Genomic DNA, 14,793 nt, shown 5'->3' on the forward strand with positions numbered 1-14,793 from the left:
TGGAACCCGATGAAGAATCTGCTGCTGCGTATCAACGACAAGATCTACATGACGTGCATCTGGGTCGCCGGCCTTTCCGTCCTGGCGATTTCCCTGATGATTCCCTGGGGCGTCTTCGCCCGCTACGTGCTCGGCACCGGTTCGAGCTGGCCAGAGCCGACGGCGATCCTGCTGATGATGGTGTTCACCTTCATCGGCGCCGCCGCCAGTTACCGCGCCGGTGCGCACATGGCCGTGGCCATGCTCACCGACCGCATGCCACCGCAGCTGAAATCCGCAGCAGCGATTTTTTCGCAACTGCTGATGGCGGCAATCTGCATCTTCATGACCATCTGGGGCACCAAGCTGTGCATCTCCACCTGGAACCAGTTCATGGCCGCCCTGCCCGATCTGCGCGTTGGCGTAACGTATTTGCCGATCCCCGTGGGCGGCCTGCTGACGCTGATTTTTGTTCTGGAAAAACTCTTGCTCGGTGACCAGAGCAAACGGCGGGTCGTGCAGTTCGACCTGGTTGAAGAAAGTGAAGGTGCCGCTTAATGGACGCTCTGATTCTGCTGGGCAGTTTTATCGTATTGATCCTGATCGGCATGCCGGTCGCCTACGCGTTGGGCGCCGCTGCGCTGATCGGCGCATGGTGGATCGACATCCCGTTCCAGGCGGTGATGATCCAGGTCGCCTCGGGGGTGAACAAATTCTCGCTGCTGGCCATTCCGTTCTTCGTCCTCGCCGGTGCGATCATGGCCGAGGGCGGCATGTCACGGCGGTTGGTGGCGTGTGCCGGGGTACTGGTGGGATTCGTCCGCGGTGGCCTGTCGCTGGTCAACATCGTTGCCTCGACGTTCTTCGGCGCGATCTCCGGTTCTTCGGTGGCCGACACCGCGTCGGTAGGCTCGGTGCTGATCCCGGAAATGGAACGCAAGGGTTATCCGCGCGACTTCTCCACCGCTGTGACCGTCAGCGGTTCGGTGCAAGCCCTGCTGACGCCGCCAAGCCATAACTCGGTGCTCTACTCGCTGGCCGCTGGCGGTACGGTGTCGATCGCTTCGCTGTTCATGGCCGGCATCGTCCCGGGCCTGCTGATGAGCGCCTGCCTGATGGTGCTGTGCCTGATCTTCGCGAAAAAGCGCAACTACCCCAAGGGCGAAGTGATTCCGATGCGCCAGGCGCTGAAGATCGTCGGCGAAGCCCTGTGGGGCATGATGGCGATGGTGATCATCCTCGGCGGCATTCTCTCGGGTATTTTCACCGCCACTGAATCGGCGGCCATCGCGGTGCTGTGGTCATTCTTCGTGACCATGTTCATCTACCGCGACTACAAATGGAGCGAACTGCCCAAGCTGATGCACCGCACGGTGCGCACCATCTCCATTGTGATGATCCTGATCGGTTTCGCCGCCAGCTTCGGCTACATCATGACCCTGATGCAGATCCCGGCGAAGATCACCACGCTGTTCCTGACCCTGTCGGACAACCGCTACGTGATCCTGATGTGCATCAACGTGATGTTGCTGCTGTTGGGCACGGTGATGGACATGGCGCCGCTGATCCTGATCCTCACGCCGATCCTGATGCCAGTGATCATGGGCATCGGTGTCGATCCGGTGCAGTTCGGCATGATCATGCTGGTCAACCTGGGGATCGGATTGATAACACCGCCGGTGGGCGCTGTGCTCTTCGTCGGCTCGGCGGTGGGCAAGGTCAGTATCGAAAGCACCGTAAAAGCGCTGCTGCCGTTCTATGGCGTGCTGTTCCTGGTGCTGCTGCTGGTGACCTACGTTCCAGCGATTTCGCTGTGGCTGCCGCACCTGGTGTTGTAACCCGCTGAAAAGATCGCAGCTCCTGCAGGAATCGCATTCCCCTGTAGGAGCTGTCGAGTGCAACGAGGCTGCGATCTGTTGATCTTCACGCCCGCACCAACATGTACCCCGCCACCACCAGACAGACACTGGCAAACCCCACCTGCAACGCCCGCGCCGGCACCTGCGCGCACAGCCTGCGACCGACGATCATGCCAACGATGCTGGCGACAATGAACGCCGCACCCTGGCTGTCAATGCGCACACCCGCATGAAACGCGCCGATCACCCCGATCGCGGAAATCAGACTGATCACCATCAACGACGTCGCAACGATGCCGCGCATCTGCACATCGGTCAGTTGCTTGAACGCCGGCACGATCAGAAAGCCGCCGCCGACGCCGAGTAAACCCGAAACCACGCCGGTAATCGCGCCCAGTGCAGCCAGAGTGGCGGTGCATTTGGCGGTCCAGTCGAAGCGCCCGGTCTGCTCGTTGAGCATGCAGTTTTTCTGGCCCCAACTGGCGTGGCCGTGATCGCTCGGCCCCGCTTGCTGACGGTCCTTTCTGAACATTCGCCAGGCGACCAGGACCATCAGTAGGCTGAACAGAATCATCAGAATCTTTTCCGGCAACTGATGCGCGAAGTAGATCCCCAGCGGCGAAAACACTGCGCCCAACGCGGCGATCAACAGCGCCGCGCGGTAACGCACCAGGCCATGGCGCAAACCATCGATCGCCCCGACCGCTGCCGCGCTGCCGACCGCAAACAAGGCCACCGGCGCCGCTTGCGTCATCGTCCAGCCGAGCCCGAGCACCAGCGCCGGCACCGCGAGAATCCCGCCGCCCGCGCCGGTCAGGCCGAGGACCAAACCCATCACCACGCCAAACAGACTTGCCAGCAACATAGGAGTTTTCTCAGTCGACCCTGGACAGACGCGTCAGCCACTCGCGGCCCTTGAGCATGCCGTGCCAGTAGAACCACGGCAGCAGCGTCGCCTTCAGCCACCATGCCGAACGGCGGGCCACGGTCGGGTCCAGCGGGAAGGTCGGCAGCAGTTTGCCGCCATAGCCGAACTCGGCGAGGATCACCTTGCCCTTCTCGACCGTCAGCGGGCAGGAACCGTAGCCGTCGTACTTGAGCGGCAGCAGCTGTTGTTTGCGCGCGGCCAGCAGGTTTTGCGCAACGACGACAACCTGCTTGCGCACCGCTGCGGCAGTTTTCGCATTGCTGGTGCCGCAGATATCGCCCAGTGCGAACACGTCGGGATAACGCGGATGCTGCAGGCTGTGCGGATCGACCTCGCACCAACCGCCGGCATCGGCCAGCGCACTTTGTGCGATGAAATCCGGCGCGACTTGTGGCGGCACGACGTGCAGCAGATCGAAGGTTTTCGCGACCCGGCTGACATTGCCATCGGCGTCCTTGACGTCAAACCAGGCGGTTTTCGCCGGGCCGTCGACTTTGACCAGATTCGAGTTGAACGCCAGTTGCGCGTCGTACTGTTCGATGTACTTCATCAACGGCCGCACGAAGGTCGGCACGCCAAACAGCGCAGCGCCAGCGAGATTGAATTCAACGTTAATGTCTTTCAGCACGGCGGATTTGCGCCAGTGATCGCAAGACAGGTACAGGGCTTTTTGCGGCGCGCCGGCGCATTTGATCGGCATCGCCGGCTGGGTGAACAGCGCCCGGCCATCGCGCAGTTTCTGCACTTGATCCCAGGTGTACTGGGCGTGTTGATAGCTGTAGTTGGAGGTGACGCCGTGCTGGCCGAGGCTTTCCTGCAAGCCTTCGATTTTCTCCCAGGCCAGGCGCAGACCGGGGCAGACGATCAGGTTTTGATAGCTGACGGTGCGCTGGTCGTCGAGGGTGAGTTGGCGGCTTTGCGGGTCGATGGCACTGACACTGGCCTGAATCCACGTCGCCTGACGCGGCATGACTTTGCTCATCGGCCTGACCGTGTCCTTCACGTCAAACGCGCCACCGCCGACCAGCGTCCACGCCGGTTGATAGTAGTGCTGTGAACTCGGTTCGATCACGGTGACTTTAAGCTGCGGGTCACGCTTGAGCAGGCTGGCGACAAAACCGATGCCGGCCGTGCCACCGCCGATGACCACGATGTCCGCACTGATGGATAGGCCCCAGTGTTGATCGTTCATTGCTTGTTCCTTTTGCTGCACGCAAGGATTTGTTCGGGTCAAACCAAAGAACCTGTGGGAGCTGGCTTGCCAGCGATAGCGGTGTGTCAGTCACATAAATGTTCGCTGATAAGTCCTCATCGCTGGCAAGCCAGCTCCCACAGGGTAAGTAAGTGTTAGGGCTGGCATTTATGGCTGTTCCCAGCTCTTGAGTACCGCTCCGCAATACAGCCCCGAGAGGGTTTTCATCACCTGGATCACTTCGTGACTGGCCAGGCCATAGAAAATGTATTTGCCTTCGCGGCGGGTCGCGACCAGGCCTTCATCGCGCAAGATGCCCAGTTGTTGGGACAGCGTCGGCTGGCGTACGCCGGTCATTTTTTCCAGTTCGCCGACGTTGCGTTCGCCCTGGGTCAGTTGACAGAGGATCAACAGGCGATCCTCATTGGCCAGGGCTTTGAGCAACGCGCAGGCTTTGGACGCCGAGGCGCGCAGCTGGGCGACTTCACATTCGGTCAGACTGGATTGCATTTGCACGAGGCCTTGAAGGTCACTTAAGCTGCGAACATTATGTTTTTACATAAAGTGTTGCAACCCGAAATTACCCAGCACAGGTTTTCGCCATGCCCGCTCTGATTGAAGCGTTCCTCGACCCCGCCTCCTCGACCTACAGCTACGTGGTCTACGAAGCCGACGGCGGCCAGTGCGCGATCGTCGACCCGGTGCTCGATTACGACGGCGCTGCCGGGCGCACCGGCACCGCGCAAGCGGACAAGATCATCGCCTTCGTCCGAGCGCATCGCTTGCAGGTGCAATGGCTGCTGGAAACCCACGCCCACGCCGATCACCTCTCCGCCGCGCCGTACCTGCGTCGAGAACTGGGCGGCAAGATCGCCATCGGTGAATCGATCAGCAAAGTGCAGAATGTGTTCAAGGCGCTGTTCAATCTGGAGCCGGAATTTTGCGTCGATGGCTCGCAGTTCGAACACCTGTTCGCGCCGAACGAGTCATTCATGATCGGCAACCTCAAGGCCACCGCCCTGCACGTCCCCGGCCATACGCCAGCGGACATGGCCTACCTGGTCGACGGCGAGCAGATCCTCGTCGGCGACACGCTGTTCATGCCCGACGTTGGCACCGCGCGCTGTGATTTCCCCGGTGGCAATGCGCAGCACTTGTTCAAGTCGATCCAGAAGCTGTTGGCGTTTCCGGCCAGCGTGAAGCTTTACGTTTGCCACGATTACCCGCCCGAGGGCCGCGCCTCGCAGTGCCAGACCACTGTCGGCGAACAGCGCAAAAGCAATATTCATGTGCATGACGGGATCGATGAAGCGGCGTTCGTCGAGATGCGCACGACACGTGACGCTGGGTTAGGCATGCCGACGTTGCTGCTGCCGGCGATTCAGGTGAACGTGCGGGCGGGGAATCTGCCGGCGCCTGAGGACAATGGCGTGGTGTACCTGAAGATTCCGCTCAACAAACTCTGACCCCTAGTCAGGCGCCCTAAGTCTGATCGTTCCCACGCTCTGCGTGGGAATGCATCCCGTGACGCTCTGCGTCACTTCTTAAGGCGGAACGCGGAGCGTCCCTGGCGGCATTCCCACGCGGAGCGTGGGAACGATCGGCGTCGGCGGGTCGGGTCGGGTCGGGTCGGGTCGGGTCGGGTGCATCAGGTCAGGTTATGCGCCCAGGGTCAAACCGTTCGCAGGCAACGGCAACGCGGTCTTATAACGCACCTGCTTCAGCGCAAAGCTCGATCGGATGTTCGCCACCCCCGGCACCTTGGTCAGAAAATCCATCATGAAGCGTTCCAGCGACTGAATGCTCGGCACCAGCACACGGATCAGATAATCCGGGTCGCCGGCCATCAGATAGCACTCCATCACCTCCGGCCGATCAGAAATCGCCTCCTCGAAGTGCTGCAGCGCTTCCTCCACCTGCTTTTCCAGGCTGACGTGAATGAACACATTCACATGCAGCCCCAGCAGATCGGCATCCAGCAGCGTGACCTGCTCGCGAATCAGACCCAATTCTTCCATGGCCTTGACCCGGTTGAAGCATGGCGTCGGCGACAGGTTCACCGAACGGGCGAGGTCGGCGTTGGTGATCCGCGCATTCTCCTGAAGGCTGTTGAGAATGCCGATGTCGGTACGGTCCAGTTTGCGCATGAGACAAAACCACCTGTTTTTTATGTTTATGGAGAATTTCTATCTGCAAATGGTCGCCAGCGCAACGAAACACAGAGAAATATTCTTCATGGCCACGCCTATGATTGTTGTAGGACAAGATTTCCCCCACCCGGGAATGACTGCCAGCTCACTACAAGAAATTCACAAGATCGAGCGTAGAAGCCATGACTCAAGCGTATGAACCGCTGCGCCTGCACGTCCCTGAACCCTCGGGCCGTCCCGGCTGCAAAACCGATTTTTCCTACCTGCATCTGACCGATGCCGGTACGGTGCGCAAACCTCCTGTCGATGTAGAACCTGCCGATACCGCCGACCTCGCCCGTGGCCTGATTCGCGTGCTCGACGATCAGGGCAACGCCCTCGGCCCGTGGGCCGAAAACGTGCCGGTCGAGATCCTGCGCAAAGGCATGCGCGCGATGCTCAAGACGCGCATCTACGACAACCGCATGGTCGTCGCCCAGCGGCAGAAAAAGATGTCGTTCTACATGCAGAGCCTTGGCGAAGAAGCCATCGGCAGCGCCCAGGCATTGGCGCTGAACATCGATGACATGTGCTTCCCGACCTATCGCCAGCAAAGCATCCTCATGGCCCGCGATGTACCGCTGGTCGACCTGATCTGCCAGTTGCTGTCCAACGAGCGCGATCCGCTCAAGGGCCGCCAGTTGCCGATCATGTACTCGGTCAAGGACGCTGGCTTCTTCACCATTTCCGGCAACCTCGCCACCCAATTCATTCAGGGCGTCGGCTGGGGCATGGCCTCGGCGATCAAGGGCGATACGAAAATCGCCTCGGCGTGGATCGGTGACGGCGCCACCGCCGAATCGGACTTCCACACCGCCCTCACCTTCGCCCACGTTTATCGCGCGCCGGTGATCCTCAACGTGGTCAACAACCAGTGGGCGATTTCCACCTTCCAGGCCATCGCCGGCGGTGAAGCCACGACTTTCGCCGGACGCGGCGTCGGTTGCGGCATCGCCTCGCTGCGTGTCGACGGCAACGATTTCTATGCGGTCTACGCCGCTTCCGCCTGGGCTGCCGAACGCGCCCGCCGCAACCTCGGCCCGACCATGATCGAATGGGTCACTTACCGCGCCGGCCCGCACTCGACCTCCGACGACCCATCGAAATACCGCCCTGCCGATGACTGGAGCCACTTCCCGCTCGGCGATCCGATCGCGCGTCTGAAACAGCACCTGATCAAGGTCGGTCACTGGTCGGAGGAAGAGCACACCGCCGTCAGCGCTGAACTCGAGGCCGAAGTGATTGCTGCGCAGAAACAGGCCGAACAGTACGGCACCCTCGCCGGCGGTCAGATTCCAAGCGCCGCGACCATGTTCGAAGACGTCTACAAAGAGATGCCGGAGCACTTGAAGCGCCAGCGTCAGCAGTTGGGGATCTGACATGAACGATCACAACAACAATATTCAGTTGGAAACCGCCATGACCACGACCACCATGACCATGATCCAGGCCCTGCGCTCGGCCATGGATGTGATGCTTGAGCGTGATGACAACGTCGTCGTCTTCGGTCAGGACGTCGGCTACTTCGGCGGCGTGTTCCGCTGCACCGAAGGCCTGCAGACCAAGTACGGCACCTCGCGGGTGTTCGACGCACCGATCTCGGAAAGCGGCATTGTCGGCGTCGCCGTCGGCATGGGCGCCTACGGTTTGCGTCCGGTCGCCGAAATCCAGTTCGCCGACTACGTCTACCCCGCCTCCGACCAGATCATTTCCGAAGCGGCGCGTCTGCGTTATCGCTCGGCCGGCGAGTTCACCGCACCGATGACCCTGCGCATGCCTTGCGGCGGCGGCATCTACGGCGGCCAGACGCACAGCCAGAGTATCGAGGCGATGTTCACTCAGGTCTGCGGTCTGCGTACGGTGATGCCGTCCAACCCGTACGACGCCAAAGGTTTGCTGATCGCCTCCATCGAAAACGATGACCCGGTGATCTTCCTTGAACCGAAACGCCTGTACAACGGCCCGTTCGATGGCCATCACGACCGCCCGGTAACCCCGTGGTCGAAACACCCGCAAGCCCAGGTGCCGGACGGTTACTACACCGTGCCGCTGGACGTTGCCGCGATCACTCGCCCGGGCAAGGACGTGACCGTGCTGACCTACGGCACCACCGTCTACGTCTCGCAAGTCGCTGCCGAAGAATCCGGCGTCGATGCCGAAGTCATCGACCTGCGCAGCCTGTGGCCGCTGGACCTGGAAACCATCGTCAAGTCGGTGAAGAAAACCGGCCGCTGCGTGGTGGTACACGAAGCCACCCGCACCTGCGGTTTCGGCGCCGAGCTGGTATCGCTGGTGCAAGAGCACTGCTTCCATCACCTGGAAGCGCCGATCGAACGCGTCACCGGTTGGGACACTCCCTACCCGCACGCGCAGGAGTGGGCGTATTTCCCAGGGCCGTCCCGCGTGGGCGCGGCGTTGAAACGGGTCATGGAGGTCTGAATGGGCACGCACGTTATCAAGATGCCGGACATCGGCGAAGGCATCGCAGAAGTAGAACTGTCGCAGTGGCACGTCAAGGTTGGCGATCTGGTGGTTGAAGACCAGGTGCTGGCGGATGTCATGACCGACAAGGCGATGGTCGATATTCCGTCGCCGGTACACGGGAAAGTGATTGCGCTCGGTGGTCAGCCGGGTGAAGTGATGGCGGTCGGCAGTGTGCTGATCAGCATCGAGGTTGAAGGTGCCGGCAACCTTAAAGAGTCCGCCGCACCCGCGCCGGTCAAAGAAGCACCGGTTGCGCCGAAAGTTGAGACCGCTGTTGAAAGCAAGCCCGCCGCAGCCGCCGCACCACGTCCGGCTGCCGTTTGCCAGGGTCCGATGGTCGCTCGCGAAGCGGATGAACGCCCGCTAGCCTCGCCAGCCGTGCGCAAACATGCGCTGGATCTGGGCATTCAATTGCGCTTGGTGCGCGGTTCCGGCCCGGCCGGTCGCGTGTTGCACGAAGACCTTGAAGCCTATCTGGCGCAAGGTCAGTCGAATGCTTCGGCGCCGGCCGCTGCCGCTTATGCCCAGCGCCACGACGAAGAACAGATTCAAGTGATCGGCATGCGCCGCAAGATCGCCCAGCGCATGCAGGATGCCACTCAGCGTGCCGCGCACTTCAGTTATGTCGAGGAAATCGACGTCACCGCAATCGAAGAACTGCGCGCGCATCTGAATGAAAAACATGGCGCCAGCCGTGGCAAGTTGACCTTGTTGCCGTTCCTCGTTCGCGCGCTGGTTGTCGCCCTGCGCGACTTCCCGCAGATGAACGCCCGTTACGATGACGAAGCGCAAGTCATCACCCGCCTCGGTGCGGTGCATGTCGGCGTCGCCACGCAAAGCGATGTCGGCCTGATGGTGCCCGTGGTGCGTCACGCCGAAGCGCGCAGCCTGTGGGACAGCGCCGCGGAAATTTCGCGTTTGGCCAACGCCGCGCGCAATGGCAAGGCCAGCCGTGATGAGCTGTCCGGTTCGACCATTACTCTGACCAGCCTCGGCGCATTGGGCGGCATTGTCAGCACGCCGGTGCTGAACCTGCCGGAAGTGGCCATTGTCGGCGTGAACAAAATTGTCGAGCGGCCAATGGTGGTCAAAGGCCAAGTGGTGATCCGCAAGATGATGAACCTCTCCAGCTCCTTCGATCACCGCGTGGTCGACGGCATGGACGCGGCGCTCTTCATTCAGGCCATTCGTGGCTTGCTCGAACAACCCGCTACCTTGTTTGTGGAGTAAGCCCGAATGCAATCTCTGAACACCACGCTGCTGATTATCGGCGGCGGCCCCGGCGGTTACGTGACCGCGATCCGCGCCGGGCAATTGGGTATTCCGACCATTTTGGTCGAAGGCCAGTCGTTGGGCGGCACCTGCCTGAATATCGGCTGCATTCCGTCGAAAGCGCTGATTCATGTGGCTGAGCAGTTTCACCAGACGCAACATCACAGCCAGCATTCGGCGCTGGGCATCAACGTTGCCGCGCCGACTCTGGATATCAGCAAAAGCGTCGAGTGGAAGGACGGCATCGTTGATCGCCTGACCACTGGCGTCGCCGCGCTGCTGAAGAAAAACAAGGTTCAGGTCATCAATGGCTGGGCGAAAGTCATCGACGGCAAAACCGTGGAAGTCGGCGATACCCGCATCCAGTGCGAGCACTTGGTACTGGCCACCGGTTCGACCAGCGTCAACCTGCCGATCCTGCCGATTGGCGGGCCGATCACCTCCTCCACCGAAGCGCTGGCGCCAACGGCTGTGCCGAAGCGTCTGGTGGTGGTCGGCGGTGGTTACATCGGCCTGGAGCTGGGCATCGCTTATCGCAAGCTCGGCGCCGAGGTCAGCGTGGTCGAAGCACAGGACCGCATCCTGCCGGCCTATGACGCGGAGCTGACACAACCGGTCCACGACGCGCTGAAGCAGCTGGGCGTGAAACTGTACCTCAAGCACAGCGTGCTCGGTTTCGACGGCACGTTGCAGGTGCGCGATCCCGAAGGCGAAACCCTCAATCTGGAAACCGATCAGGTACTGGTTGCCGTCGGCCGCAAACCCAATACGCAGGGATTTAATCTCGAAGCGCTGAATCTGGACATGAACGGTTCGGCGATCAGGATCGACAGCCGTTGCCAGACCAGCATGCGCAACGTCTACGCCATTGGCGATGTGAGCGGCGAACCGATGCTGGCCCACCGCGCCATGGCCCAGGGCGAGATGGTTGCCGAGCTGATCAGTGGCAAGAGCCGTGAGTTCAACCCGACCGCCATCGCCGCCGTGTGCTTTACCGACCCGGAACTGGTGGTGGTCGGCACAACCCCGGACGAGGCCAAGGCTGCGGGGCTGGACTGCATAGTTTCCAGCTTCCCGTTCGCCGCCAACGGCCGGGCGATGACCCTGGAATCGAAAAGCGGCTTCGTGCGCGTGGTCGCACGTCGCGACAATCATCTGATTGTCGGTTGGCAAGCGGTGGGCGTTGGGGTTTCCGAACTGTCGACGGCTTTTGCGCAGAGCCTGGAAATGGGCGCGCGACTGGAAGACATCGGCGGCACCATTCATGCGCACCCAACCTTGGGCGAAGCGGTGCAGGAAGCGGCGTTGCGGGCGCTGGGGCATGCGCTGCATCTGTAGGCCCCTTCGCGAGCAGGCTCGCTCCCACACTTGAAATGCATTCCCCCTGTGGGAGCGAGCCTGCTCGCGAATTCTTGAGGGCAACACTATTTATCTGAGTGTCATCCGATAGTCCGGGCTGCGAAACCGCTCAAGAATGAAGTATTGTTGTGCCCATCCAAAAAAACGTCAGAAGCCTTGAACCGTTTCGGCGGTTGTTCAGTGATAGAGGGTGTCATGGGTAACGAAAGCATCAATTGGGACAAGCTGGGTTTTGACTACATCAAGACCGACAAGCGCTATCTGTCGTACTTTCGCGATGGCGAGTGGGACAAAGGCACCCTGACCGAAGATAACGTCCTGCACATCAGCGAAGGCTCCACCGCCCTTCACTATGGTCAGCAGTGCTTCGAAGGCATGAAGGCCTATCGCTGCAAGGACGGCTCGATCAACCTGTTCCGCCCGGACCAGAACGCCCTGCGCATGCAACGCAGCTGCGCGCGTCTGCTGATGCCGACGGTCGATACCGAGCAGTTCATCGAAGCCTGCAAAGCCGTGGTTCGCGCCAACGAGCGTTTCATCCCGCCGTACGGCACTGGCGGCGCGCTGTACCTGCGCCCGTTCGTGATCGGTGTCGGTGACAACATCGGCGTACGCACCGCGCCCGAATTCATTTTCTCGATCTTCTGCATCCCGGTCGGCGCCTACTTCAAGGGTGGCCTGACCCCGCACAACTTCCAGATCTCCAGCTACGACCGCGCGGCCCCGCAAGGCACCGGTGCGGCCAAGGTCGGTGGCAACTACGCCGCCAGCCTGATGCCGGGCTCGAAAGCCAAGAAAGCCAACTTCGCCGACGCGATCTACCTCGATCCGATGACCCACACCAAGATCGAGGAAGTCGGTTCGGCCAACTTCTTCGGGATCACCCACGACAACAAGTTCGTCACCCCGAACTCGCCATCGGTCCTGCCAGGCATCACCCGCCTGTCGCTGATCGAACTGGCCAAATCGCGTCTGGGCCTGGAAGTGGTTGAAGGCGACGTGCTGATCGACAAGCTGTCGGACTTCAAGGAAGCCGGTGCCTGCGGTACCGCTGCGGTGATCACGCCGATTGGCGGCATCAGCTACAACGACCACCTGCATGTGTTCCATAGCGAAACCGAGGTAGGCCCGGTAACCCAGCAGCTCTACAAAGAGCTGACTGGCGTGCAGACCGGCGACATCGAAGCGCCAGCGGGCTGGATCGTCAAGGTTTGATCTGACGACTGCTGATGCTCAAAAGCCCTCCACCGAGTGATTGGTGGGGGGCTTTTTTGTAGGGCTGGGCTCTGGTGTCGTATTGAAGAACGTCACCCCCTCACCCCAGCCCTCTCCCCCAAGGGGGCGAGGGGGAAAGGGAGCCGACTTGTGTGCTTTTCAAAAATCGCGTTCACCTCGGCCATTCAGGTCGATGGAGTTCGCAAGAACACCTCGGTCGGCTCCCTCTCCCTCCGGGAGAGGGCTGGGGTGAGGGTTTGCTTTTGATTTTTGGAGGCAATGCGCTTGCCCGTCCGATCCGAAATCCCGCTCGCCTGCCCATTCTGTTGCTTGCCCATCCGCGCCTGGGTGATCAATCCCGGTATCAACTCACCCTCCGGCAGATTCTTCCAGAACCGCACCGGCAGATGTCCTTGCATGACCTTCGGGTTCAACCGCGCCGGGTTGAAGATGTGGCTGTAGTAGGTCAACCACAAATCGCCGTGGGGATCGTCGACGTTCTGCGCCAGTTGCTGCCACTCAATCGGGCACTGCCGCTCGTGAATCAATTGCTCACCGTCGTAATAAACGCCGTCACGCGGAGTGGCGATCAACCAGCGATGCTGGCCCATGCGCCCGATAAAGTGCTCGCTGGCGCTGTGCAGAATGTCATGGGCCGGCTCGTGCCACGCCACGTATTGTGGACCGGGCAGATCCTTCGACCGCTCGATGAAACGCACGAATGCATGCAGATGATGGGCCTCGCGGCTGACCTGCTTGATGCGCCGCTGCAATTCGCTGCCGAGCTTGTCGCCCGCCATCATCGCCGTGCGGTCGCCGTGACTGACGCGCCAGAGCACTTCATACAACAGGCTCCAGCGTTGCTCGCCGCGATAGCGCGCCGCTTGTTCGAGGGTGTCGAGCAGCGCTCGGGGAATACGCGCCTGAAACGGCCCCTGCCCTTCGGGCACGTGCTCATCACTGGCAAACAGATCGCCCACCCCTTCCGCCGCCCAGCTCACCAGACTCGGATCGATTTCATGGCTGAGCAACCAGCGCGCCTGCTGACGCCATGTGTCGAACAGGTCATCGCAATCAAGACTGATCATCCCCACAACCCCATCTGCTGCGGCATCGGTCGGTCGCGCAATTGCTGATAGAGCATGTGGCTGGTGACTTCCGCCTGTTGCGGGTGGTAATCGCTGGTGATGATGAAAGGCTTCGCCTTGGCCAGCACGCAGCGCATCCGCGCCACGTCTTCGTAACGGATGCGGCGCTGGCGACGCAACTCGACCAGGCGCTCGGTGGTGCGCAAGCCGATGCCGGGGATGCGCGCGATCAACGTCGCGTCGGCACGGTTCAGGTCCAGCGGAAACACTTCGCGATTTTCCAGCGCCCAGGCCAGCTTCGGGTCGATATCGAGCGCCAGATTACCCGGGCCTTTGAGCAGTTCGTCAGCGCTGTAGCCGTAGCTGCGCAGGAGGAAATCAGCCTGATACAAACGGTGCTCGCGCATCAGCGGCGGCGCGGCGAGCGGTACGCTTTTCGGGCTGTCGGGGATCGGGCTGAACGCCGAGTAATAGACCCGGCGCAAACGGAAGTTGCCGTACAGCGACTGGGCGCTGTGGAGGATGGTGCTGTCGTCGGTGTCATCGGCACCGACGATCAACTGCGTGCTTTGCCCGGCCGGGGCGAATTTCGCCGAGCGCGGCTCGTTCAACACTGTTTGCACGCCGGTGTAGATGGTGTTCATCGCTTGCTTGATCGAGGTGATGTCCTTCTCCGGCGCCAGCGTCTGCAGACTGGCATCGGTGGGCAGTTCGATGTTGACGCTGAGGCGGTCGGCATAACGCCCGGCCTCCTCGATCAAGGCCGGATCGGCTTCCGGAATGGTCTTCAAATGGATGTAGCCGCGAAATTCGTGCTCTTCACGGAGCAACTTCGCCACCCGCACCAGTTGCTCCATGGTGTAGTCCGCCGAGCGAATGATCCCGGAGCTGAGAAACAGGCCGCTGACGCAGTTGCGCCGGTAGAAATCCATGGTCAGCGTCACGACTTCTTCCGGGGTGAAGCGCGCACGCGGCACATCGCTGGAACGGCGGTTGACGCAGTACTGGCAATCGTAAAGGCAGAAATTGGTCAGCAGGATTTTCAGCAACGACACACAGCGCCCGTCCGGCGTGTAGCTGTGACAGATGCCCATGCCATCCGTCGAACCGAGCCCGCTCTTGCCCTCGGAGCTGCGCTTGGGCGCACCACTGCTGGCGCAGGAGGCGTCGTACTTGGCGGCGTCGGCGAGGATGCTGAGCTTGTCGATGATTTGCATGGCGCGGGCTC

General features: G+C 61.2%; 14 protein-coding genes. 8 read left to right on the top strand and 6 right to left on the bottom strand.

The window, feature by feature from the left end; all coding sequences use genetic code 11:
- Positions 1-9: 9 nt before the first annotated feature.
- Positions 10-537 (top strand): TRAP transporter small permease, encoded by a 528-nt coding sequence (locus tag AB4N85_RS11190; protein WP_056789065.1) that lies wholly within the window; start codon positions 10-12, stop codon positions 535-537.
- Positions 537-1,817: a TRAP transporter large permease gene (locus tag AB4N85_RS11195; RefSeq protein ID WP_016775191.1), complete on the top strand. Its 1,281-nt coding sequence runs from the start codon at positions 537-539 to the stop codon at positions 1,815-1,817. The genes AB4N85_RS11190 and AB4N85_RS11195 overlap by 1 nt, the downstream gene beginning before the upstream one ends.
- Positions 1,818-1,902: 85 nt before the next feature.
- On the opposite strand, the gene AB4N85_RS11200 is transcribed toward AB4N85_RS11195, so the two are convergent.
- The 3 genes from AB4N85_RS11200 to AB4N85_RS11210 form a co-directional block, all read right to left on the bottom strand.
- Positions 1,903-2,703, bottom strand: a complete 801-nt coding sequence (locus tag AB4N85_RS11200) for a sulfite exporter TauE/SafE family protein (RefSeq protein WP_150634990.1) — start codon at positions 2,701-2,703, stop codon at positions 1,903-1,905.
- Between the two features lie 10 nt (positions 2,704-2,713).
- Positions 2,714-3,958 (bottom strand): NAD(P)/FAD-dependent oxidoreductase, encoded by a 1,245-nt coding sequence (locus AB4N85_RS11205; protein ID WP_252867829.1) that lies wholly within the window; start codon positions 3,956-3,958, stop codon positions 2,714-2,716.
- A 168-nt stretch (positions 3,959-4,126) separates the two neighbouring features.
- Positions 4,127-4,468, bottom strand: a complete 342-nt coding sequence (locus AB4N85_RS11210) for an ArsR/SmtB family transcription factor (RefSeq protein WP_016775194.1) — start codon at positions 4,466-4,468, stop codon at positions 4,127-4,129.
- Between the two features lie 92 nt (positions 4,469-4,560).
- On the opposite strand from AB4N85_RS11210, the gene AB4N85_RS11215 reads away from it, so the two are divergent.
- Positions 4,561-5,424 carry an MBL fold metallo-hydrolase gene (locus AB4N85_RS11215; RefSeq protein ID WP_252867830.1) on the top strand — a complete coding sequence of 288 codons (864 nt, stop codon included), beginning with the start codon at positions 4,561-4,563 and terminating at the stop codon, positions 5,422-5,424.
- Positions 5,425-5,616: 192 nt separating this feature from the next.
- Here the strand turns inward: AB4N85_RS11215 and bkdR are convergent, their stop codons facing one another.
- Positions 5,617-6,105: a Bkd operon transcriptional regulator BkdR gene (gene bkdR, locus AB4N85_RS11220; protein ID WP_041476986.1), complete on the bottom strand. Its 489-nt coding sequence runs from the start codon at positions 6,103-6,105 to the stop codon at positions 5,617-5,619.
- Positions 6,106-6,290: 185 nt separating this feature from the next.
- Here bkdR and AB4N85_RS11225 point away from each other — a divergent pair, with 185 nt between their 5' ends.
- The 5 genes from AB4N85_RS11225 (at position 6,291) to AB4N85_RS11245 (ending at position 12,477) form a co-directional block, all read left to right on the top strand.
- A complete protein-coding gene (locus AB4N85_RS11225) occupies positions 6,291-7,526 on the top strand; it encodes a 3-methyl-2-oxobutanoate dehydrogenase (2-methylpropanoyl-transferring) subunit alpha (RefSeq protein ID WP_095182010.1) in 1,236 nt (411 codons plus the stop codon).
- A gap of 1 nt (position 7,527) precedes the next feature.
- On the top strand, positions 7,528-8,586 hold the full coding sequence (locus tag AB4N85_RS11230; protein ID WP_003224000.1) for an alpha-ketoacid dehydrogenase subunit beta: 1,059 nt from the start codon (positions 7,528-7,530) through the stop codon (positions 8,584-8,586).
- Entirely contained in the window at positions 8,587-9,861 is a 1,275-nt protein-coding gene (locus AB4N85_RS11235; protein ID WP_056789044.1) for a dihydrolipoamide acetyltransferase family protein, read from the top strand.
- Between the two features lie 6 nt (positions 9,862-9,867).
- On the top strand, positions 9,868-11,241 hold the full coding sequence (gene lpdA / locus AB4N85_RS11240) for a dihydrolipoyl dehydrogenase (RefSeq protein WP_252867831.1): 1,374 nt from the start codon (positions 9,868-9,870) through the stop codon (positions 11,239-11,241).
- Between the two features lie 216 nt (positions 11,242-11,457).
- The gene (locus tag AB4N85_RS11245; RefSeq protein WP_016775201.1) at positions 11,458-12,477 is read left to right on the top strand and encodes a branched-chain amino acid aminotransferase; all 1,020 of its coding nucleotides are present in this window, start codon (positions 11,458-11,460) and stop codon (positions 12,475-12,477) included.
- Positions 12,478-12,662: 185 nt separating this feature from the next.
- Here AB4N85_RS11245 and AB4N85_RS11250 read toward each other — a convergent pair whose 3' ends face one another.
- Both AB4N85_RS11250 and AB4N85_RS11255 read right to left on the bottom strand, forming a co-directional pair.
- Positions 12,663-13,565, bottom strand: coding sequence for a TIGR03915 family putative DNA repair protein (locus AB4N85_RS11250; RefSeq protein ID WP_236168606.1), 903 nt, complete (start codon positions 13,563-13,565; stop codon positions 12,663-12,665).
- Positions 13,562-14,782 carry a putative DNA modification/repair radical SAM protein gene (locus AB4N85_RS11255; RefSeq protein ID WP_024013352.1) on the bottom strand — a complete coding sequence of 407 codons (1,221 nt, stop codon included), beginning with the start codon at positions 14,780-14,782 and terminating at the stop codon, positions 13,562-13,564. Before AB4N85_RS11255 ends, AB4N85_RS11250 begins: the two co-directional genes overlap by 4 nt.
- Between the last annotated feature and the right edge of the window lie 11 nt (positions 14,783-14,793).

Source organism: Pseudomonas sp. H1_G08 (assembly GCF_054681355.1).